The organism is Nocardia sp. NPDC052566 (assembly GCF_044547285.1).
GTDB lineage: Bacteria > Actinomycetota > Actinomycetes > Mycobacteriales > Mycobacteriaceae > Nocardia.
This window is the reverse complement of record NZ_JBIUAF010000001.1, coordinates 1,539,815-1,558,091: the sequence shown is the minus strand read 5'-3', so window position 1 is coordinate 1,558,091 and position 18,277 is coordinate 1,539,815. Positions and strand designations below refer to the sequence as shown.

Annotated in this window: 21 protein-coding genes; 6 read left to right on the top strand and 15 right to left on the bottom strand. The window is 68.6% G+C overall.

Annotation, left to right across the window (positions count from 1 at the left end):
• Positions 1–11 precede the first annotated feature (11 nt).
• The 3 genes from ACIG5A_RS06370 to ACIG5A_RS06360 are packed head-to-tail and all read right to left on the bottom strand — an operon-like array spanning position 12 to position 2,467.
• On the bottom strand, positions 12–1,124 hold the full coding sequence (locus ACIG5A_RS06370) for a winged helix DNA-binding domain-containing protein (RefSeq protein WP_397238359.1): 1,113 nt from the start codon (positions 1,122–1,124) through the stop codon (positions 12–14).
• Positions 1,125–1,142: 18 nt separating this feature from the next.
• The gene (locus tag ACIG5A_RS06365) at positions 1,143–2,093 is read right to left on the bottom strand and encodes a M56 family metallopeptidase (RefSeq protein WP_397238356.1); all 951 of its coding nucleotides are present in this window, start codon (positions 2,091–2,093) and stop codon (positions 1,143–1,145) included.
• Positions 2,090–2,467 (bottom strand): BlaI/MecI/CopY family transcriptional regulator, encoded by a 378-nt coding sequence (locus ACIG5A_RS06360; RefSeq protein ID WP_397238354.1) that lies wholly within the window; start codon positions 2,465–2,467, stop codon positions 2,090–2,092. The genes ACIG5A_RS06365 and ACIG5A_RS06360 overlap by 4 nt, the downstream gene beginning before the upstream one ends.
• A 123-nt stretch (positions 2,468–2,590) precedes the next feature.
• Between ACIG5A_RS06360 and dinB the strand changes: the two genes are divergently transcribed.
• Positions 2,591–3,826: a DNA polymerase IV gene (dinB, locus tag ACIG5A_RS06355; protein ID WP_397238352.1), complete on the top strand. Its 1,236-nt coding sequence runs from the start codon at positions 2,591–2,593 to the stop codon at positions 3,824–3,826.
• Here dinB and ACIG5A_RS06350 read toward each other — a convergent pair whose 3' ends face one another.
• Together ACIG5A_RS06350 and ACIG5A_RS06345 are read right to left on the bottom strand one after the other, a co-directional pair.
• The gene (locus ACIG5A_RS06350; RefSeq protein WP_397238350.1) at positions 3,827–4,702 is read right to left on the bottom strand and encodes a family 16 glycosylhydrolase; all 876 of its coding nucleotides are present in this window, start codon (positions 4,700–4,702) and stop codon (positions 3,827–3,829) included.
• Positions 4,703–4,795: 93 nt separating this feature from the next.
• The gene (locus ACIG5A_RS06345) at positions 4,796–5,599 is read right to left on the bottom strand and encodes an MBL fold metallo-hydrolase (RefSeq protein WP_397238347.1); all 804 of its coding nucleotides are present in this window, start codon (positions 5,597–5,599) and stop codon (positions 4,796–4,798) included.
• Between the two features lie 274 nt (positions 5,600–5,873).
• Between ACIG5A_RS06345 and ACIG5A_RS06340 the strand changes: the two genes are divergently transcribed.
• On the top strand, positions 5,874–6,251 hold the full coding sequence (locus ACIG5A_RS06340) for a PLD nuclease N-terminal domain-containing protein (RefSeq protein WP_397238345.1): 378 nt from the start codon (positions 5,874–5,876) through the stop codon (positions 6,249–6,251).
• Between the two features lie 13 nt (positions 6,252–6,264).
• Here the strand turns inward: ACIG5A_RS06340 and ACIG5A_RS06335 are convergent, their stop codons facing one another.
• From ACIG5A_RS06335 to ACIG5A_RS06320, 4 genes are all read right to left on the bottom strand, one after another.
• Entirely contained in the window at positions 6,265–7,824 is a 1,560-nt protein-coding gene (locus tag ACIG5A_RS06335; protein ID WP_397238343.1) for an alpha/beta hydrolase, read from the bottom strand.
• 101 nt (positions 7,825–7,925) lie between these two features.
• The gene (locus ACIG5A_RS06330) at positions 7,926–9,146 is read right to left on the bottom strand and encodes an RNA polymerase sigma factor (RefSeq protein ID WP_397238341.1); all 1,221 of its coding nucleotides are present in this window, start codon (positions 9,144–9,146) and stop codon (positions 7,926–7,928) included.
• A complete protein-coding gene (locus ACIG5A_RS06325; protein ID WP_397238339.1) occupies positions 9,143–9,481 on the bottom strand; it encodes a YciI family protein in 339 nt (112 codons plus the stop codon). The genes ACIG5A_RS06330 and ACIG5A_RS06325 overlap by 4 nt, the downstream gene beginning before the upstream one ends.
• A 7-nt stretch (positions 9,482–9,488) precedes the next feature.
• Positions 9,489–9,851 (bottom strand): YciI family protein, encoded by a 363-nt coding sequence (locus ACIG5A_RS06320; RefSeq protein ID WP_397238337.1) that lies wholly within the window; start codon positions 9,849–9,851, stop codon positions 9,489–9,491.
• Here ACIG5A_RS06320 and ACIG5A_RS06315 point away from each other — a divergent pair.
• Positions 9,832–10,932 (top strand): LLM class flavin-dependent oxidoreductase, encoded by a 1,101-nt coding sequence (locus ACIG5A_RS06315; RefSeq protein ID WP_397238335.1) that lies wholly within the window; start codon positions 9,832–9,834, stop codon positions 10,930–10,932. The two genes, ACIG5A_RS06320 and ACIG5A_RS06315, sit on opposite strands and share 20 nt — an antisense overlap.
• Here the strand turns inward: ACIG5A_RS06315 and ACIG5A_RS06310 are convergent, their stop codons facing one another.
• Complete coding sequence (locus tag ACIG5A_RS06310) at positions 10,933–11,514, bottom strand: Uma2 family endonuclease (protein ID WP_397238330.1); 582 nt, start codon at positions 11,512–11,514, stop codon at positions 10,933–10,935.
• A gap of 164 nt (positions 11,515–11,678) precedes the next feature.
• Positions 11,679–13,094 carry an MFS transporter gene (locus tag ACIG5A_RS06305; RefSeq protein ID WP_397238328.1) on the bottom strand — a complete coding sequence of 472 codons (1,416 nt, stop codon included), beginning with the start codon at positions 13,092–13,094 and terminating at the stop codon, positions 11,679–11,681.
• Between the two features lie 124 nt (positions 13,095–13,218).
• Here ACIG5A_RS06305 and ACIG5A_RS06300 point away from each other — a divergent pair, with 124 nt between their 5' ends.
• Genes ACIG5A_RS06300 through ACIG5A_RS06290 form a run of 3 tightly spaced genes read left to right on the top strand, consistent with a single transcriptional unit; the run spans position 13,219 to position 14,611 of the window.
• Positions 13,219–13,689 carry a winged helix-turn-helix transcriptional regulator gene (locus tag ACIG5A_RS06300; RefSeq protein ID WP_397238326.1) on the top strand — a complete coding sequence of 157 codons (471 nt, stop codon included), beginning with the start codon at positions 13,219–13,221 and terminating at the stop codon, positions 13,687–13,689.
• A 9-nt stretch (positions 13,690–13,698) separates the two neighbouring features.
• Positions 13,699–14,082 (top strand): NUDIX domain-containing protein, encoded by a 384-nt coding sequence (locus ACIG5A_RS06295; RefSeq protein ID WP_397238324.1) that lies wholly within the window; start codon positions 13,699–13,701, stop codon positions 14,080–14,082.
• 31 nt (positions 14,083–14,113) lie between these two features.
• A complete protein-coding gene (locus ACIG5A_RS06290) occupies positions 14,114–14,611 on the top strand; it encodes a sensor domain-containing protein (protein ID WP_397238322.1) in 498 nt (165 codons plus the stop codon).
• 17 nt (positions 14,612–14,628) lie between these two features.
• On the opposite strand, the gene ACIG5A_RS06285 is transcribed toward ACIG5A_RS06290, so the two are convergent.
• From ACIG5A_RS06285 to ACIG5A_RS06270, 4 genes are read right to left on the bottom strand one after another with little or no spacing between them, the layout of a single operon-like run.
• A complete protein-coding gene (locus ACIG5A_RS06285; RefSeq protein WP_397238320.1) occupies positions 14,629–15,243 on the bottom strand; it encodes a GTP-binding protein in 615 nt (204 codons plus the stop codon).
• The gene (locus ACIG5A_RS06280) at positions 15,224–15,601 is read right to left on the bottom strand and encodes a DUF742 domain-containing protein (protein WP_397238318.1); all 378 of its coding nucleotides are present in this window, start codon (positions 15,599–15,601) and stop codon (positions 15,224–15,226) included. Before ACIG5A_RS06280 ends, ACIG5A_RS06285 begins: the two co-directional genes overlap by 20 nt.
• A 9-nt stretch (positions 15,602–15,610) precedes the next feature.
• Positions 15,611–16,012, bottom strand: coding sequence for a roadblock/LC7 domain-containing protein (locus ACIG5A_RS06275; RefSeq protein WP_397238316.1), 402 nt, complete (start codon positions 16,010–16,012; stop codon positions 15,611–15,613).
• Positions 16,009–18,276, bottom strand: a complete 2,268-nt coding sequence (locus ACIG5A_RS06270) for a nitrate- and nitrite sensing domain-containing protein (protein ID WP_397238314.1) — start codon at positions 18,274–18,276, stop codon at positions 16,009–16,011. Before ACIG5A_RS06270 ends, ACIG5A_RS06275 begins: the two co-directional genes overlap by 4 nt.
• Position 18,277: the final 1 nt, after the last annotated feature.

Genomic DNA, 18,277 nt, shown 5'->3' with positions numbered 1-18,277 from the left:
GGCGCGGGGCACTATCCGGTGCGCACCGTCAGCTTCGGCCGCCCGGCCACCGCGGCCAGATGATCCACCGCGGCGTCGATGCCGTGCTCCGGCAACGGTTTCGCGTCGTCGAACATGCTCAGCAGCACCGTGTCCTCGGTGAGCTCCCAGGTCCCGGTGATCCGCCCGCCCGCGACGACCAAGGGGGAGATCCAGCCCGCGGCCCGGCTCACCTTGGCGCGATGCGCGGCGGGCAGCAGCTCCGCATCGTTGGTGCCAGGCCCGAGTATGTACTGGTCGAAAGCGCCGAGCAGGTAGACGTTCTCGTCGGGTGTGCTCGCGGCCAGTTCGTCGGCGTGCTCGGTGAGCAGGTAGCCGGTCCGGCCCGCGACGTCGACCTCGGTGATGGCGTCGCCGAGCTCGGAAAACCAGCCGCGCACCTGCGTTTTCCGCAGGCTGTTGCGGGTGAGCCAGGCGTTGAAGGTCTCCGGGGTCGCCGGGCCGTATGTCCCGAGGTAGGCGCGGATCGCGGTCGCGGCGGCCGCGTCGAGCTCGGGCAGCCCGCGCCAGCCGCGCACCAGATGCGCCGGGCTGGTGAAGGTCACCTTGCTGCCCTGCGCCGGGCCGTGGCACAGCGCGCCTTGCCAGGCAAGGGGTTTGAGCAGCGCGCCCCAGCCGGAGCGCAGCTCCTCGCCGAGCCCGCGGAACGCGGTGTCGGCGACCAGCGCGCCGACCAGCTCCTCACGGGTCAGCACCACGCCGTCGAGTATCCGGGCCACCGCCTCGGTGAGCGCGGCGACCTCGGCGGGCGACGCGCCGAAATTGCGCTGCCAGATCGGCTTCTCCCAGGTGCGCGCCGAGGCCATCACGGCGAGGCAGGCCGCACCGAGATCCGGGGTGAGCGCGTGCAGCGTGCCGCGCATCGCCCACGTCTTCATCAGTGTGCCCGCCGCGAGCTCGGTGACGACGGCATCGGATTTCGGTGTCGCGCTGCGCAGCGCGACCGCCAGCTCGGCGGCGGAGGTGACCTGCGCCTGTACCCCGCACAACCGTGCGACGATCTCCGGCACGCTGCCCGTGCCCCGTTCGGCGACGTACTGCCGCCGCAACCGCCATGCCCAGACCTGTTCCCAGGTGACCCGCACTGGCCCCCTCCTGTCGTCTCAGCCGAATACCGTGCTGCAGAAGAATATTCCGATGGCGACTTCCAGAAGGCCGATCACGGTCAGTGCGATCACTCCGGTCAGCGCGGTGCGGTTGGTGGCGCGCCGGATCGCGCTCACCGGCGCGAGTAGACGCTCGGTGCGGGCGAGCACCGCGGTCCCGGCCGCGTGCATCGCGCCGGCCGGCGCGGGATCGGCGACGCCGACGATGGCGAGCAGGGCGCCGAGCAGCGGCTCCCTGCCGTGCGCGCGGGTCGCGGTGTCGTCGGCGCACATCTCGAGCAGCCTGGCGATCTCGGCCGCGCCCTCGGTGACCAGCCTGATCCCGGGCAGCGTCGTGGCGAGGCCGCGCAGCGCGGCGAGTACCGCGGCGTGCCTGCCGCTGAGGTGGGCCCGCTCGTGCGCGAGCACCGCATCGAGTTGATCGGGGGTCAGCGCGTCGAGCGCCGCGCTGGTGACCACGATGGTGTCCGGCCTGCCCGCCACGCAATAGGCTTGGCGCTCCGTCGAATCCAGGACGACCGCGCCGACGCCGGGCACCTCGCGCCCGACCATCCGTACCGCGCGCCCGTGCGCATGGGTGTGCCTGCGCATGCGCAGCATCAGCCCGCCGGTGCGCAGCAGCAACGCGGCGAGGCCCGCGGCCATCACCCCGGACACCACGAATGCGGCCACCTCCACGGCCATCCCGCGATGGACACGCGCGGGGGCCCAGATCAAGCCGACGATATCGCGCACCGTATCGGCGGGATGCTGCCAGAACGTCGCGAATTCGACGATGAGCAGCGTGCCCGCCGCGGTCCACGCGCCGAGCGCGCCCGCGATCGCGACGAGCCAGGCCAGCACGCCGAGCCGCGGCGCGCTGCCCTTGCGGGTCAGACGCCGCAGCACCGGTGGCCCGAAAAAGGCCACCGCGCCGCCGTAGCACATCAACGCGAACGCTAGGGTCACGGCGCCTCGGGAGTTTTGCGAGTGGTCAGCCTGCGCAGCGCGGCGCGCAGGCCCGCCGATTCCTCTTCGGTGATGCGATCGACGAAGTGGCTCAGCACCAGATCCGAACGCCCGCCGGCGCCGAGCGCCTCGAGCATGAGCCGGGCGCTGTGTTCCTCGCGGGTCAGCGTCGGCCAGTAGCGGTAGGCCTTACCGGCGCGCTGCCTGGCCAGCCAGCCCTTGCGATGCAGGTTGTCCATGGTGGACATGACCGTCGTATACGCGATGTCGCGTTCGGCGGCGAGCTCGTCGAACAGTTCGCGGACCGTCGTCTCCGCGTCCCGATCCCAGATGCGGTCCATGATCACCGCCTCCAGATCTCCGAATCCACGCACCGTGCCGCTCCCTCATCGCGATCGTCCAACTTGATCGGCCCACCATAGCGGCCCGCGGGACTTCCTACGTAGTGAAAGCGTAGATTGCGTCTCCGCCGGAGTGTCACCCGGGTATGCGAACATATGTTCGTGTCCGACTCCGACGCGCGAACCAGGCCGCGAATCACCGCGCGCGCCGAGGCGTCGATTCTGCACGCCGACCTCGATTCCTTCTACGCCTCGGTCGAGCAGCGCGACGATCCGCGGCTGCGCGGTAAGCCCGTCATCGTCGGCGGCGGTGTGGTGCTCGCGGCCAGCTACGAGGCGAAGGCATTCGGCGTGCGCACGCCGATGAACGGCGGGCAGGCGCGGCGGCTGTGCCCGCAGGCGATCGTGGTGCCGCCGCGGATGGCCGCCTATGCCGAGGCGAGCCGCGCGGTGTTCGAGGTGTTCCGCGACACCACACCGCTGGTGGAGGGCGTCTCCATCGACGAGGCGTTCCTCGATGTGCAGGGGCTGCGCAAGATCGCGGGCGAGCCGCTCGGTATCGCGCAGCGGCTGCGCGCCCAGGTGCGCGAGCAGGTCGGCCTGCCGATCTCGGTGGGGATCGCGCGCACCAAATTCCTGGCGAAGGTGGCCAGCGCGGTCGCCAAACCGGATGGGCTGCGGCTGGTGCCGCCGGACGGCGAACTCGCCTTCCTGCATCCGCTGCCCGTCGAAAGACTATGGGGTGTCGGCGATGTCACCGCGCGCACGTTGCACGAGCACGGCATCACCACGGTCGGGCAACTGGCCGATCTCGGCGAGTCGCCGCTGCGCGCCATCCTCGGTGCGGGCGCCGCGCGGCATCTGTACGCGCTGTCGCTCGCGCGTGATCCGCGCCGGGTGGAGACCGGGAAACGCCGTCGCTCGATCGGTGCGCAGCGCGCGCTCGGTGCCAGGTACCGCCCGCCCGACGAGATCGAGGCCTACCTGCACGGGCTGACCGATCGCCTCGGCCGCCGCCTGCGCGCCGCCGACCGGGTGTGCCGAACGGTGGTGCTGCGCTTGCGTTTCGACGATTTCACCCGGGCTACCCGCTCGCACACGCTGCCCGAGGCCACCGAGCACACCGCGACGATTCTGCGCGCCGCGCGCATCCTGCTGCACGACGCGATGCCGCTCATCCAGGAGCGCGGGCTCACCCTGATCGGACTGGCGCTGACCAACCTCGACGACGCCGGCACGCTGCAGCTGACGCTGCCGTTCGAGCACCGTGCCGCCAACACCCTCGATGCCACGCTCGACGAGCTGCGCGAGCGGTTCGGTTCGGCCGCGGTCACCCGTGCCGCGTTACTCGGTCGCGGCGAAGGGCTTTCGGTGCCGCTGCTGCCGGACTGATCAGCTCACTCGCGCGTACACCCGGACGTAGTCGACGAGCAGTTCGGCCGGGAACCGCGTGGACTGATCCGGCGGGCCCGGCCAGCCGCCACCCACCGCGAGATTCAGCAGGAGGTAGAAGCGGTGGTCGAACACCCACTTCTGATCCGCGGTGAGCTGGTCCTTCGACAGGGAGAAGTAGCGGGTGTCGTCCAGCAGCCAGTCGATCCGGTGCGGACTCCACTCGACGGCGTAGGTGTGGAAGGCGTCGGCCAGCCGTTGCCCGTCGGGCAGTTGATAACTGTCGGTGAAGCCGGGGTCGACGAAACCGGGGCCGTGCGCCGAACCGTGCACCAGGCCCGGATCGTCGCCGACGGTCTCCATGACGTCGATTTCTCCGTTCGCCGGCCACGGATGCTGATCGATGTCGGCGCCCATCATCCAGAACGCGGGCCACAGGCCTTTTCCGTCCGGGATCTTCATCGATGCCTCGTACCGGCCGTAGGCGCGCGAGAGCTTGTCGCGGGTGGTGATTCGGCCCGAGGTGATATCGCAGGGGCCGTGCGGGCATGGCGTCATCCCCGGTAGTCGCTCACGCCGGGCGGTGATCGCCAGATGTCCCTGGCCGTCGAGCGAGACGTTCTCGGGGCGGTCGGTGTAGTACTGCCACTCGGCATTGCCCCACTGCGGCTCGCCGCCTCGGTCGTAGACCCATTTGCCGGGGTCGGGCCGCTCACCGGCCCGGCCGGTGAACTCGTCGGACCACACCAGCTTCCACTGCGTCGGTCGCGAATCCTGTTCGGCGGCAGCCGTTTCGGAGGCACACGCCGTGACGACGGCCAGCAGTACCGCGGCGGCGACCGCTCCCATCGCCCGGCCGAACCTGCCTGTCTCCACGTCTCGCCTCCATTGGTGGTGTCACTGCGCCGCCTGCCGGTCGACGCGGGCACGATCCTTCCGATCCATGGCTGAAGAATTCGTGAAGACGGATCAGGAGGCGGGCTGCTTGGCCTTTTTCGCGCCGCCCCACAGAGATCCGGGATTCGCGCGGTCCGGGTAGAGCTCGAGCATGGCGGCGTAGAGCTCCTCGGCGGTATCGGTGGCGGCATCGAGTCGATTGAAATCGGCCAGGTATTGCTTGGTCTCGGCGAGGATCTTCGGATCGTCCGTATGCTCGGGAATCTTGTGGCCCGCGACTACATAGCTCGGATCGAGTGCCGCGAGCTTGTCCGTGGCGCGCATCCAGTTCTCGCGGGACGCGGTGGTGGTCTCGGGCATGTACTGGTGAATCCCGTTGTAGGCCACATCCCCCGCGACCACCAGCCGCAGCTCGGGCACCCAGAGCGCGGTGGTGCCCGCGGTGTCGGTGAATCCGGTGTCGATCACCTCGAAGACGTGGCCGTTCATGTCGAACCGGTCGCCATCGAGCGCTTCCGGGAACTCGCGTGGATCCGGAATCCGGCCGGGGAAGAGCTTGCCCCAGAAGGCGGCAACGCCCTCCGGGCTACCGTCCTTCGCGGCAGCCGCGGCGGCACCCGCGGAGGCGATGGCGCGGGCTTCGGGGAACACCTCTCTCAGCTGCCCGATCCCGAAGGAGTGATCGCCGTGCCCATGGGTGATGTAGATGTATCGCAAGTTCCGGTCGTGCGCCCGCACCCAGTCGACGAGCTCGCGATTCTGGTCGATGGTGGCGAAGGTGTCCACCAGCACCGCGTCGCGGTCGTCGGAGATCAGGGTGGCCGTGTTGACCACCCACTGCAGGTCTTCTTTGCCCGGCGGCAGATCCCGGGTCACACCCGGTCTCTTGGCGCACATCACGTCGTACCGCAGTGGGGATGAATCGGTTCCGGGCATCTCATGAGTCCCTTCGTCGGTCGCGCCAACGCCTGATTGCTGAACGGTAGCCCACGTCTGGATGTGCAGCGAGGGGGGACCGATTCGGTGGTGCCGGTGCGGTAGCCAGCGGGTATTCTTCCTAGAGGCCGGTTCGGCGGGGGGATTCAGCGGCATATCGAAGACCACGGGGCGGGCAGGCCGCACAACACCGTGTTCTGCGAGGAGTGAATTCATGCCATATGCCGTAATCGGGCTCATCACGCTGGCCCTGTGGGTCTACTGCCTGGTCGACATCATCACCTGTCCCGATGTGGGCATTCGCCACCTGCCGAAGATGGGCTGGCTGATCGTCGTCATCCTGATCCCGACCGTCGGCGCACTGCTATGGCTGTTCGCGGGCCGCCCACTGCACGAATCGTCGACCCGCTCCAACACCCGATACTCCGAATACGACCGACCCGGCCGCTACGTCGCCCAGAGCCCGGAAGACGACGAAGCCTTCCTCCGCGGCCTGCGCGAACGTGCCGAAGAACAGCGCCGCGAGGCCCGCCGCCAGCAAATGGAACACGAACGCGACCTCGACCGTCGCCGCGAACAGGGCGAGCTCTGACGAGCCGCGACAATCAGTCGGCGTGACAGATGAGATCGGTCGCGGGCAGTCCACCGTCGCGAAGATAGGTTTCGACGGCCTGGCTCACACAGCTACTCGGGACGGTGAACGCTCCGTGCACGATGACATTTCGCAGTGTCACCAGCCGTGACGCGGTCATGGTTCGGTGCAGACCGACGCCTTCTCCGTATGCCGCGACCGGATCACCGGTGGCCTGCACGATGAGCACGGGCGTGGCATTGCGCACGTCGACGCGTGGTTCGACGGGCGCGGGCCAGAACGCGCACGGGGAGATGTTGTTGACCAGCGGCCCGAACACCGGCTGGCCGGCACGACTGGATTCGACATTGCGCCGATACCACGCTGGGTCGCGCGGCGCGCTGACATCACCGCACACCACGGCGGTCGAGGATTCCACGGATGCGATGGCGTCATCCGCCGTCGCGTCGAGCAGCCCGCTCAGCGTCTGCGCCAAGTCGGCGCTGGGCTCGGTCAGCTGTCCCGCGGCGGCGTCCGCGAGCTGCCGAACAGCGTTGGCCGCGTCGTCGAACCGGCGGGAGTCGTGCAGGTAGCCGAACAACACCGACGGTAGCCAGTGATCGTCCACCTCGTAGGCGCCGACCCGGATCGGTTGCCGGGCGGCCTGTTCGATCAGGCCGGACACCACCGCACGAACCTCGGAACGAGTGGTTCCCAGCCGATACCGATCGGCTCGGGCGGCGGTCCAGTCCGCCAACGCGTCGAGGGCTTCCTCGAGCGGCGCTCCCTGATCCTGGATCATCACGTCGCTGCCGTAGCGTGCCGGATCGACTGCGCTGTCGAGCACCATCCGTTCGGTGCGATCCGGAAACATCTGTGTGTAGACGGCCCCCAGATAGGTGCCGTAGGACATCCCGAAATAGTTGATCCGGTCTTCGCCGAGCAATGTGCGGATGAGGTCGATATCCCGCGCCGTATTGCGAGTCGTGATGTGGGACAACATACCGTCGTCGGCGGCCAGGCACCGTGCCGCCAAATCGGCTTGGGTGGCAACGGATTCCCCGAATCCGGCCGGATCGGCTCCGGCCGACTGGAACGAGTCCCCGATCGTCCATCCGCAGTGGACCGGCGTCGATCGACCCACTCCGCGCGGGTCCATACCGATGAGGTCATAAAGCCCCCACGGATACGACGGCGCCGCTCGACCGAGTCGCACCGGCAAGTCCAGACCGCGGCCGCCGGGGCCGCCCGGATTCGACAGCAGGATCCCTCGCCGGTGTGCCTGATCGGTCGCGCGCACTCGTGAGATCGCCACGGAAATGGTGCGTCCCCGTGGTTCCGCATAGTTCAGCGGCACAGTCACATTCGCGCATTGCGCGCCGGCGCGATCCAAGAGATCGCTGTCGCACGAACCCCACTCCAACTGTTGATGGGTGAAGCGATCCAGTGCGGCGGCGGGCGGATCTGCCGGTACTGTTCTGGCGATACCGATTCCGGCCACGGTCCCGATCAGAACTACCGCGGCGGCGAGCACCAGCACACCGTTGCGCGTGCGGGGAGTCGCCGCACTCGATCGTGCGGACTTCTTTGCCAACAATATGCTTCCCTGTGTCGTTGCTGGATCGAGTTGCCTTGGCGGTCAAGGTAGTCGGATAGCCGCATCCTCGCCTATCCGGAAAAACCCCGATTTCCCCGCTATCGGTCCAGGTTGCGTGCCCGGTCTCGCAAGTAGCGTTGTTCGGGGAGGCTCGTGGTGTGCCGGGCGGCCAGCTGGTAGTTCGTGCGGGCGGCAGCGTTGTCGCCGGCCAGTTCCTGCAGGTGGGCACGGACGGCGTAGAGGCGGTGGTGGCGGGCCATCCGAGGATCGCCGTCGAGTCCCTCCAGCAGCTCGAGTCCGGTCCGCGGGCCGCTGGTCATCGCTACGGCGACGGCGTAATTGAGGGTGACCACGGGGTTCGGTGCGATCCGGCCGAGGATTTCGTACAGGATGCGGATCTGCCCCCAGTCGGTGTCCTCGGCCCGCGGCGCCTGGACGTGCAGCGCGGCGGTCGCCGCCTGAAGCTGGTAGGGGCCGAGGGGTGAAGTGGCCATTGCGGCAGTGATCAGCGCGGCGCCCTCTTCGATCAAGGTGGCGTCCCACCGGTTCCGGTCCTGCTCGGCCAGCGGTATCAGGGTGCCGTCCGGCCCGGTGCGGGCCGCGCGGCGGGCGTCGGTCAGCAGCATCAGCGCCAGCAACCCGGCGACCTCACCGTCAGCGGGCAGGGACCGGCGCAGCATCCGAGTGAGCCGGATCGCCTCCGTGGTGAGCTCGGCGCGGTGCAGATCGGGTCCGGAACTGGCGGTGTAGCCTTCGTTGAAGATCAGGTAGAGCACCTGCAGGACAGCGTCGAGCCGCGCCGCCCATTCCTGGGCGCTCGGCATCGCGAACGTCGCTCCGGCGGCGCGTATCCGCTGCTTGGCCCGGCTGATCCGGGGCGCCATGGTCGCCTCCGGCACCAGGAAGGCCCGCGCCACCTCCGCGGTGCTGAGCCCGCCGACGGCACGCAGCGTGAGTGCGACCTGAGCGGCGGGCGTCAGCGCCGGATGGCAGCACAGGAACAGCAGCGCGAGCGTGTCGTCCTGGTCGCGGGGGCCTTCGTCGCCCGGCGCCGTCAGCAGCGCCGCGGTGGCCTCCCGGCGGCGGCGTGCCTGCTCGCTGCGTACCTGGTCGACCACGCGGCGTGCGGCGACGGTGACCAGCCAGGACCGCGGGCTGTCCGGGATCCCGTCCGCGGGCCACTGCGTCGCCGCGGCGAGCAAGGCCTCCTGGACCGCGTCCTCGCACTCCTCGAACCCGCCGTAGCGGCGCAGGAGCACGCCGAGGACCTGCGGCGCCAGTTCGCGCAGCAGGTCCTCGAGTCGTGCGGGCGTGCTCACATCTCCATCCCGGCCGAGTCCATCAGCGGTCGCACCTCGACGCCGCCACTGTGACCGTTCGATATCAGCGCGGCCAATTCCAGTGCCCGCTCTCGGCTTTCGCAGTCGACCAGGTACTGGCCCGCGACGTAATCCAGGGCCCGCGAATACGGCCCCTCGGTCACCGTCACCACGCCGTCGGAAACCGAGACGACGGCGCTGATGGACGGATCGGCGAACACGTGACCGCTGATCAGTTCCCCTGCCTGCCCGGAAGCCGCCAGGAACCGCTCACGGTCGCACCCGTCCCCGGGGAGAGCCGCGGTGCTGAGGTAGAGATTCAGCAGGAACTTCACGGTGCGCTCAGTGATCGGCCGCGAAGACCACCGGCCGCACCTCGATGCCGAGGCCCTCGACGCCGGCGTCCGGGATGAGCGCGGCCAGCTCCAGTGCCCGCTCCCGGCTTTCGCATTCCACCAGGTAGTAGCCGCCGAGGTACTCCTTGGCCTCGAGGTATGGCCCGTCGGTCACCGCCGGGACGCCGGCCCGCACCCGGACCACGGCACTCTGCGACGGGTCGGCCAGCGCGGCGGTGCTGATCAGCTCCCCGGACTTGGTGGTGGTCTCGATAAACGCGCCGTGGCCACTCATCACCGCGGTGCGCTCCTCGTCCGTGAGCGCATCCCAGATCCGCGGGTTGCTGTGCATGATCAGCAAGAACTTCACGTTGTCTCCTCAGATGGTCGGACGGCGCCATCGAGCGCCGTTCACCATCAAGTCGGAGCCGGTGGCGCGTTCTTGCGCACCGGCCCGCAAGAATCTGATACCCGTTCCGACTATCTCCCAAGGGACGCCTCACCTGGGCGTTCCGCACCCAACGGCTACCACGGGGAGTATAGGAATGAATCTGCCACGCATCGGCGTCAGCCTGCCGTACATCGAGCCCTACGCCGACCCCGACGCCGTCGTCACCGTGGCCAAGACCGTCGAAAGGCTCGGATTCCACGCCGTATCCGCCAGCGACCGGATGCTGATCCCGGCCGGACCGCACTGGAGCAATGACGCGGGCCTGCCCGAGGCGCACGCCTGGGACTCGCTGGAGGTGCTGACCTGGGCGGCCGCGCACACCCGGCGGATCCGCGTGACCACCGACATCGTGAACTCGATCTTCCAGCCGCCCGTCATCCTGGCTCGCCGGCTTGCCACGCTCGACCGGCTGTCCCGGGGGCGGTTGGATGTCGGTGTCGGCCAGGGCGGCGGCACGCGGCTGCCACCGTTCTATATTCCCGAAGAGTTCGTCGCGGCGGGAGTGCCCGTCGGCCGCAGAGGCGCCGGATTCGTCGAGCACATCGCCGCGATGCGGGCATGCTGGGCCCCCGACCCTGTCGAGTTCCCTGGCGAGCACTATCAGATCCCGCCGTCGATGGTCGGCCCGAAGCCGCACGGAACCACCATCCCCGTGTTCATCGGGGCGATCAATCGCCGCACCATCGAACGCGCCGCCCGCATCGGCGACGGCTTCATCACCACCGCGATCGACTGGAACGACACCGGTACCAACATCGGCTGGTACCGAGCGGCGGGCGGCACCGGCACCGTCGTAGTGAACGTGATTCCGGCGCGTCATCGACTCGCTCCCGGCGCCTTCACCGCGGCTGTACTTCACGACCTCGAACGCGCCATGGCCGTCGGTGCCGACGAGGTGCACATTGCGCTGCATCTCCTGTCGTCGCATCCGGAGCAGCAGGTCGAGCTGCTGGCAGCGCTCGCGCGCGAGCTCGACCTGCCCGGACCGGCAGAGGCGTAGTCAGCCGTCGAGCTGCGTGAACGGGATCGTCACGGGGAACGGGCTTTCCAGCACCAAGGCTTCCTGGTGCGGCTCCACGGGCCGGTAGGCGCGAGTGGCCCAGTCGAGCCGGTATTCCTGGATCATCTTGACGTAGAGGCCCGCGTCCAGATGCACGATCAGATAGACCGGGATGCCTTCGTATGCGTATTCGGCCAGTTTGTCGACGGTATCTGTGTAGCCGGATCCCGGGGAAACCACTTCGACGACGAGCAACGCGTCCTCGGTCGTCAGCTTCGCGCCACGCTCGACGCAGCGGTAGACGGTGACATCGGGGCGGCGAAACGAGAAAGAGTCATCCCGGTTTCGGCGCCGAACGAAGCGGACATCGACATCGGTGGATACGCGTGTGCACGGGTCGGCGGGCTTGGCGGCCTCCAGTCCATTGGCGAGCCGTCGCGCCACGTCGCTGTGCTCGGTGGACCCGCTTTGACAGCGAATGACATTGCCATCGATGACCTCGATCAACTTGCGCAGATCATCGGGCAGGCGGTCATAGTCCGCCTCCGTCATCTCCAGGGCGCCCGGATCGTCGGCCCACACGGGTAGCACGGTCACTGGTTGCCTCGCTCGGAGTAGGGCCTCGGGTCACCGGTCATGCTACGCCGCAGGTAGTCGGCCGAGCGTGACCGTTGCCCCGGACGAGCACTCGGCCGTTCACCCACTCGCGCCCGGCATCAGCGAGGTATGCCGGGCGCGAGTGGGTGCTATGCCGGTTGATGCTGGGGTGGGGCAACGGGTTCGGGCATTTTGGCGGCCAGGCCGATCAGGCCTGCGATCACGGCCAGGGCGGCGGTGACGTACCAGGCTCGGTGGAAGGCGTCGAGGGTTGCCGTGGGGGAGGTGGGAGTGCCGATGATGGCGACCAGGATGGCGACGCCGACGGCGAGGCCGATTTGGCGGGACATGCTCAGCACCGCCGAGCCGGTGGCGAAACGTTGCGGTGGCAGGCCGCTGGTGCCCGCGGCGAAGGAGGTGGGCAGGGTGAGGCCGACGCCGATGCCGCTGACGATCATGCCGCCGAGTAGACCGCCGATGTAATCCGGTGCGAGGGTGATGGATTGGGCCCACCAGATCATGCCGAGCGCGAACACGACACCGCCCGCGGCGATCACCCGGCCCGCGCCGAGCTTGCCGATGAACCGGCCCGCCAGCACCGCGACGAACGGCACCACCAGCGGGCCGGGTGCGATCGCCAGACCGGTGCGCAGCGCCGACCAGTCCCAGACGTCCTGTGCCCAGAGCACCGAGGACAGCAGCATCGCGCCGAAGGCGATATTGAAGAACACCGAATTGGCCGCCATCAGTGCGAAATTGGGGGCGCGCAGCAATGCCGGATCGACGATCGGGCTGTGATGCTGGGACGAGGACACCACGAAGGCGGCGCCGAGGATCACCGTCGCCACGAACGCGGCGAGCACACCGGCGGAGTTCCAGCCCCACTCCTGGCCCTTGACCAGTGCGAGCACGAACGAGGCGATGGTGCCGACCAGCAGCAGCGCGCCGAGCAGATCGGGCAGCCTGCCGCCGTCGCCGGGCGGGTTCGGCAGCAGCCGCAGGCCGATGACCACCGCGACCAGGCCGATCGGCACATTCACCAGAAACACCCAGCGCCAGCCGAATTCGACCAGGATGCCGCCGAGCACCGGGCCGAGGGCCGCGCCGAGACCGCCGAAGGCCACCCACAGCCGCACCGCCATGGGCCGCTTAGCCGCGGGCGTCGCGGCAAGCACCAGCGCGAGTGAGGTCGGGGTGAGCATTGCGCCGCCGACCGCCTGCAACGCGCGGAAGGCGATGAGCGCGCCCACGTTCCACGCGACGGCGCACAGCGCGGAGCCGAGGACGAACGTACCGAGCCCGAGCAGGAAGGTGGTGCGGTTGCTGCGCCGATCACCCAGCCGCCCGGCGGGCACCAGGAGTGCGGCGAAGACGATCGCGTAGGCGTTGAGCACCCAGGACAGTCCCGAGATATTCGCGCCGGCGAAATCGCTCGCCATATCCGGCAGCGCGACATTGACGATGAACAGGTCCAGGCTGGACAGCAGTACGCCCACCGACACGATGGCCAGCACGATCCGCGAATCGACGGCGGGCCGATCCGGCGGGGCGACAACGGTATTCACGAATTCACTCCAGTTCAGCCGAGTGCGCGGCAGGTTCGGCGGGTCGACCACCGGTTGGTCAGTTGCTTCATGCAACGAACCATAGGGCAGTGAGTTCTGTGAAGCAACTGACTATGCTGGTGTCATGCGCAGAACGAGCTTCGAGGACATGAACTGTTCGCTGGCCCAATGCCTGGAGGTGGTCGGCGAATGGTGGACGCTGCTGATCGTGCGCGACGCGCTGCTCGGCGTCACCCGCTTCGACGACTTCCAGCACCGCCTCGGCATCGCGCGCAACGTGCTCACCCAGCGCCTGGAACACCTGCTCTTCCACGACATCCTGGTCAAGGAGCCGTATCAGGAGAACCCGGTGCGCTACGACTACCGGCTCACTCCGAAGGGGCGGTCGCTGTGGCAGGTGGTCACCGCGATGCGGCAGTGGGGCGACGAGTGGGCCGCGCCCGACGGTCCGCCACTGCAGGTGGTGCACGAGGCGTGCGGCCACACGATGACCGTCGAACCGGTCTGCTCGCACTGCGGCGAGCATGTGACGCTCGGCGATCAGCGGCCGATCCTCGGCCCAGGCGCGCGGGATTCGTCGCTCATCCCGCGATAGGCTGCGCTGATGCTGATCGATACGGTGGCGTGGGTGCGCATCGAGCAGGGGCGCATCCTGTGCGCGCGGCCGCGCGGCAAGGACGTCTTCTACATCCCCGGCGGTAAGCGCGAGGGCGCGGAGACCGATCTGCAGACGCTGCTGCGCGAGATCGAGGAGGAGCTCACCGTCGCGCTGCTGCCCGAGACCGTCGCGCACGTCGGCACCTACGAGGCGAACCACGGCCCGTCGGTGGTCCGGATGAGCTGCTACACCGCCGACTATCACGGAACGCTGGCCGCAAGCAGCGAAATCGAAGAGGTCGCCTGGTTCACCTACGCCGATCGCGCCCAGGTGCCGCCGGTCGACCAACTACTGTTCGACGACCTCGTCGACGCGGGGCAGCTGCACTGAGCAACCGTCCCGGCGCGCTACCGTCGGCGGCATGAGCTCGCTACGAAAGCTGCTGCGGTCGGCCGCCTACGCGCTGTGGGCGCTGCCGCTGGCCGCCACGCCCGTCGCGGTCCGCCTGCGGGTGCCGCGCCGGATGTTCGGCGAATCCTTCGCTCTCGGAGAGCGATTGGCAGTCCGTGCGGCTGTGCACGCGGTGCTCAGCGGTGTCGTCGGGCTGCTGACCTGGTTCCTCGCTTTTCTCGCGGGCCTCGCGGCAGTGCGCGGTGCGTTCTATCCGCTGCTGGCGTCGGGCAACTACGAGAACTCTTGGGGCGGGCCCACACTCGCGGGCGCGTGGGCCGTGCACGCCCTGCTCGGCATCGGGCTGCTGCCCGCGTGGCTGGCTGTCCTCGCCGCACTGGGCGTGTTCCAGCGCCGCCTCGCCCGGGCGCTACTCGGCCGTGCGGCGCCGCGCTGGCCGATCCCGCTCGCCGTGGCACTCACCGCGGGCGGGATCGTGTTGTTCATCGCCTGGTTGCACCAGATCTGAGCTGAGCTGGTCTGAAATCAGCTGGCGACCGGTGCGCGACCTGCCCGTTCGATCAGATGCTCGACCAGAGTCAGCAGCACGTTCTTACAGGATTCGCGGCTGCGGGCATCGCAGAGCAGTACCGGCGTGCCGGGGTCGAGGTCGAGCGCGTCGCGTACCTCGTCGGTGGTGTACTGCGGCGCGCCGTCGAAACAGTTGACCGCGACTATGAAGGCCAGGCCACGCCGTTCGAAGAAGTCGACGGCGGCGAAGGAGTTGCCGAGCCTGCGGGTGTCGGCGAGCACCACCGCGCCGAGCGCGCCCCTGGCCAGCTCGTCCCAGAGGAACCAGAACCGGTCCTGGCCAGGTGTGCCGAACAGATATAGCACCAGGTCGCGATCGATGGTGATGCGGCCGAAGTCCAGTGCCACCGTGGTCGTCGACTTCTGCTCGACCCCGGACAGGTCGTCGACGCCGGTGCTGACCTCGGTGATCAGCTCCTCGGTGCGCAGCGGCGCGATCTCGCTGATCGAGGAAACCATGGTCGTCTTACCGACACCGAATCCGCCCGCGATGAGGATCTTCACCGAGGCGGCGAGGTGCGGGACCGGGCTCGGGTCGAGCTTGGCCGGGTCAAATTTTTCGGATGCCATCCAGTACCGCTCGCAATACGTTGAGGTCGCCGGGGCCGGCATCGGGTTGCACCGGCGCCCGGAAGATCAGATGTCCCTCGCCGATCAGGTCACCGACGAGGATCTTGGTCACCACCAAGGGGAGTTTCAAGGCCGCCGCGACCTCGGCCACCGATTGCGGATCCCGGCAGAGCCGGATGATGTCCGCGTATTCGGGTTCGGTACGGCGCAGGGTGGGCGCGGGCCGTGCCGCGACCACCACCGTCAGCATGTCGAGGTCGTGTCCGGCCCCGATGGTGCGTCCCTTGGTCACGGCGTAGGGCCGGACCAGTGGGCCCGCCGCCTCGTCGAAAAACGGCTCACCCAAACGACGCGTCATGACTGTTCCTTATTCGGGGCCGCGCCGCGGTGTTGTCGACAGATAGCTGCCGACCCGCTGCACGGTCAGGTTCATCTCGTAGGCAACCATCCCCAGGTTGGCCGACTCGTTGGCCTGTAATGCCAGGCAGGCGTTGTCGCCCGCCGAGGTGACGAACAGGACCGCACGGTCGAGTTCGATCACCGCCTGCCGCACGCCGCCGCCGTCGAAGCGGCTGCCCGCGCTGCGCGCCAGCCCGTACAGGGTGGAGGACATCGCGGCGAAATGTTCGGCGTCCTCGCGGGTCATCGCGGCGGAGCGGCCGAGTAACAAACCATCGGTGGACAGCACCACCGCCTGACGCACGCCGGCCAGTCGATCGACCAGATCATCGAGCAGCCAGTTGAGATCACCTGTATGGGAAGTGGTCACTTACCTTCCTGTTCGTCCGTAGAGCTGGACAGCGGCTTACGGCCCTGCCTGGTGCCGTTTTCGATGGCGGACATGAGGTCTCGGGCCTGCTCGGCGGAGCGCGCGCGTTCCGGGGCGGGTTCCGGGATCGCCGGTTCCGCCAATTCGGGTGCGAGACTAGCCTGCCGGTTGCGGCGCGGCAATGCCGGACGGCCGTCCGGTGTCGTGCGCGCCTCTTCAGCGTGCTGTAATCCGTTGGCGGACACCGCCTTCGGCGGTTCTACCACCATGGTAGCGGTCGGCGTTGCCAGCGGTTCCGGCGCGGCGGCCGCGGCGGACTCCAGCGCGGCGGGTGGCGGGAAATGTTGGTGGCGTGCGGGATCGGCCAATTCCGGCGTCGGCGCGAGCGCGGCGGTCTCGCCGGCGATGAGCGCGGTGGGGATCAGCACGATGGCGCGGATCCCGCCGTAGTCGGACTCGGTGAGCCGCACCGAGACACCGTGGCGCGCGGCGAGCTGGGCGACGACGAACAGGCCGAGGCGTGAATCGGAGGACAGCGCGGCGACACCGAAATCCGGTGGGTGGCGCAGCATTTCGTTGACCCTGGTGAGCTCGGCCTCGGGCATGCCCATGCCCTGGTCGATGATCTCGGTGACCACGCCCTTGCCGACGATATTCCCCGACACCTCGACCCGCGACTGCGGCGGGGAGAACGCGGTGGCGTTGTCGACGAGTTCGGCGAGCAGGTGGATGAGGTCGGCGACAACGGTGCCGGCGATCTGCACCTCGGGCTGCCTGGCTACGCGCACCCTGGCGTAGTCGAGTGTCTCGCCGATGGCGCTGCGCACCAGGTCGATCAGCGGCACCGGATTGCGCCACTGCCGTCCCGGCTGGCCGCCGCCGAGGATGATCAGGTTCTCGGCATTGCGCCGCTCCCGGGTGGCCAGGTGATCGAGGCGGAACAGCGTGTCGAGCAGGGCCGGATCCTCCTGGCGCCGTTCGGCGTCGTCCAGGATCTCCAGCTGCCGGTGCACCACGATCTGGCTGCGGTGCGCGATATTGAGGAAGACCGCCTTCACACCCTCGCGGGTGCGCGCTTCGGCGATGGCGCCTGCGACGGCCGCCGCGTGCGCGTGCTGGAATGCCTTGGCCACCTGGCCGATCTCGTCGCGGCCGTAGTCGAGCACCGGCGATTCGGCGGCCGGGTAGACCGTCTCACCCTCGCGCAGTTTGCGCATCATCTCCGGTAGTCGCTCGTCGGCGAGCAGCAGGGTCTGTCCGCGCAATCGCTTGAGCCTGCGGATGATCCGGTTCGCCAGCACCAGCGCGATGAGGAAGGCGGTCAGGCTGATCGCCACGACCGCGATGCCGCCGAGCAGCGAGTTCCGCTCGTCGCGCGCCGCCTTCTCCTCGGCGAGTTCCTGGGTGTGCTTGTTCTGCACCATCCACAGGTCGACCAGCTGCTTGTTGACCTCGGCCGCGGTGCTCTGCCATTCGGTCATGGTCAGCGGAAGCGGCGGCGTGGTGGCCTGTTTGGACGAGCTGCTGCTGGAGCTGGAGCTGTTCGGCACCGTGGCCGGGGTGGTATTGCGCTGCGCGATGGCGCTTTCCATCTCGCTGAGCCGCTGCCACGACGCACTGTGGGTGATCTTGTTGCCGAGTTCCTTCTGGTAGCCATCGATTTCGGTGGTCAGGGTGACGATCTCGGTGTGGTAGTAGCCGATCTGCCGCAGGAACTCGTCCATCGGGACCGGGCCCGGCCGATTCTCGGTGACCATCGCGAAGGCAAGCGCGTTGCTGCGCGACATCGCCTCCGTCGCGTAGAGCGTCCGCATGCCCTCGGCGATCTCCACGCCGATCTCGGCGTCGGGCGCGGACTGCTGGGCCACCTGCGAGCCGACCGAGACCACGTCCAGCAGATGGTTGTAGAAGACGTAGGCGTCGCCCGGCGGAATCTGTCCCGCGTCGACGCCCGAACGCACCGCGGCCATCTGGGTGAACAGGGTGTTGAACCCGGCCAGGTCGTCACCGATCTTGGAATCGTCGACCTTGCGTATCCCGGTCGAGATGGCGATGAGCCCGCGGAACGCGCTGTCCATTCGCGGGCGGGCGGCGGCGAGCGCGGGGCCCGCGGTCTCGTCCCCGGCGAGCAAGGCCAGCGACAGGTGCCGTTCCTGCTGGACGGCCTCGACCAGTTCCCTGGTCGGCGCCTGGGCCTTCTGCATTTCGATGGCCCAGTTCTTCGCCTTGTTGCCCTCGGCTACCAGGTATCCCGCTGCGCCCACG

What these genes read in the sequence shown, in the direction of transcription:
- ACIG5A_RS06290 (WP_397238322.1), top strand. Translation starts at nt 14,114, where the DNA reads ATGAGCTCGCTACGAAAGCTGCTGCGGTCGGCCGCCTACGCGCTGTGG.
- ACIG5A_RS06300 (WP_397238326.1), top strand. Translation starts at nt 13,219, where the DNA reads ATGCGCAGAACGAGCTTCGAGGACATGAACTGTTCGCTGGCCCAATGC.
- ACIG5A_RS06340 (WP_397238345.1), top strand. Translation starts at nt 5,874, where the DNA reads ATGCCATATGCCGTAATCGGGCTCATCACGCTGGCCCTGTGGGTCTAC.
- ACIG5A_RS06295 (WP_397238324.1), top strand. Translation starts at nt 13,699, where the DNA reads ATGCTGATCGATACGGTGGCGTGGGTGCGCATCGAGCAGGGGCGCATC.
- ACIG5A_RS06280 (WP_397238318.1), bottom strand. Translation starts at nt 15,601, where the DNA reads ATGACGCGTCGTTTGGGTGAGCCGTTTTTCGACGAGGCGGCGGGCCCA.
- ACIG5A_RS06285 (WP_397238320.1), bottom strand. Translation starts at nt 15,243, where the DNA reads ATGGCATCCGAAAAATTTGACCCGGCCAAGCTCGACCCGAGCCCGGTC.
- dinB (WP_397238352.1), top strand. Translation starts at nt 2,591, where the DNA reads ATGTTCGTGTCCGACTCCGACGCGCGAACCAGGCCGCGAATCACCGCG.
- ACIG5A_RS06315 (WP_397238335.1), top strand. Translation starts at nt 9,832, where the DNA reads ATGATCAGCAAGAACTTCACGTTGTCTCCTCAGATGGTCGGACGGCGC.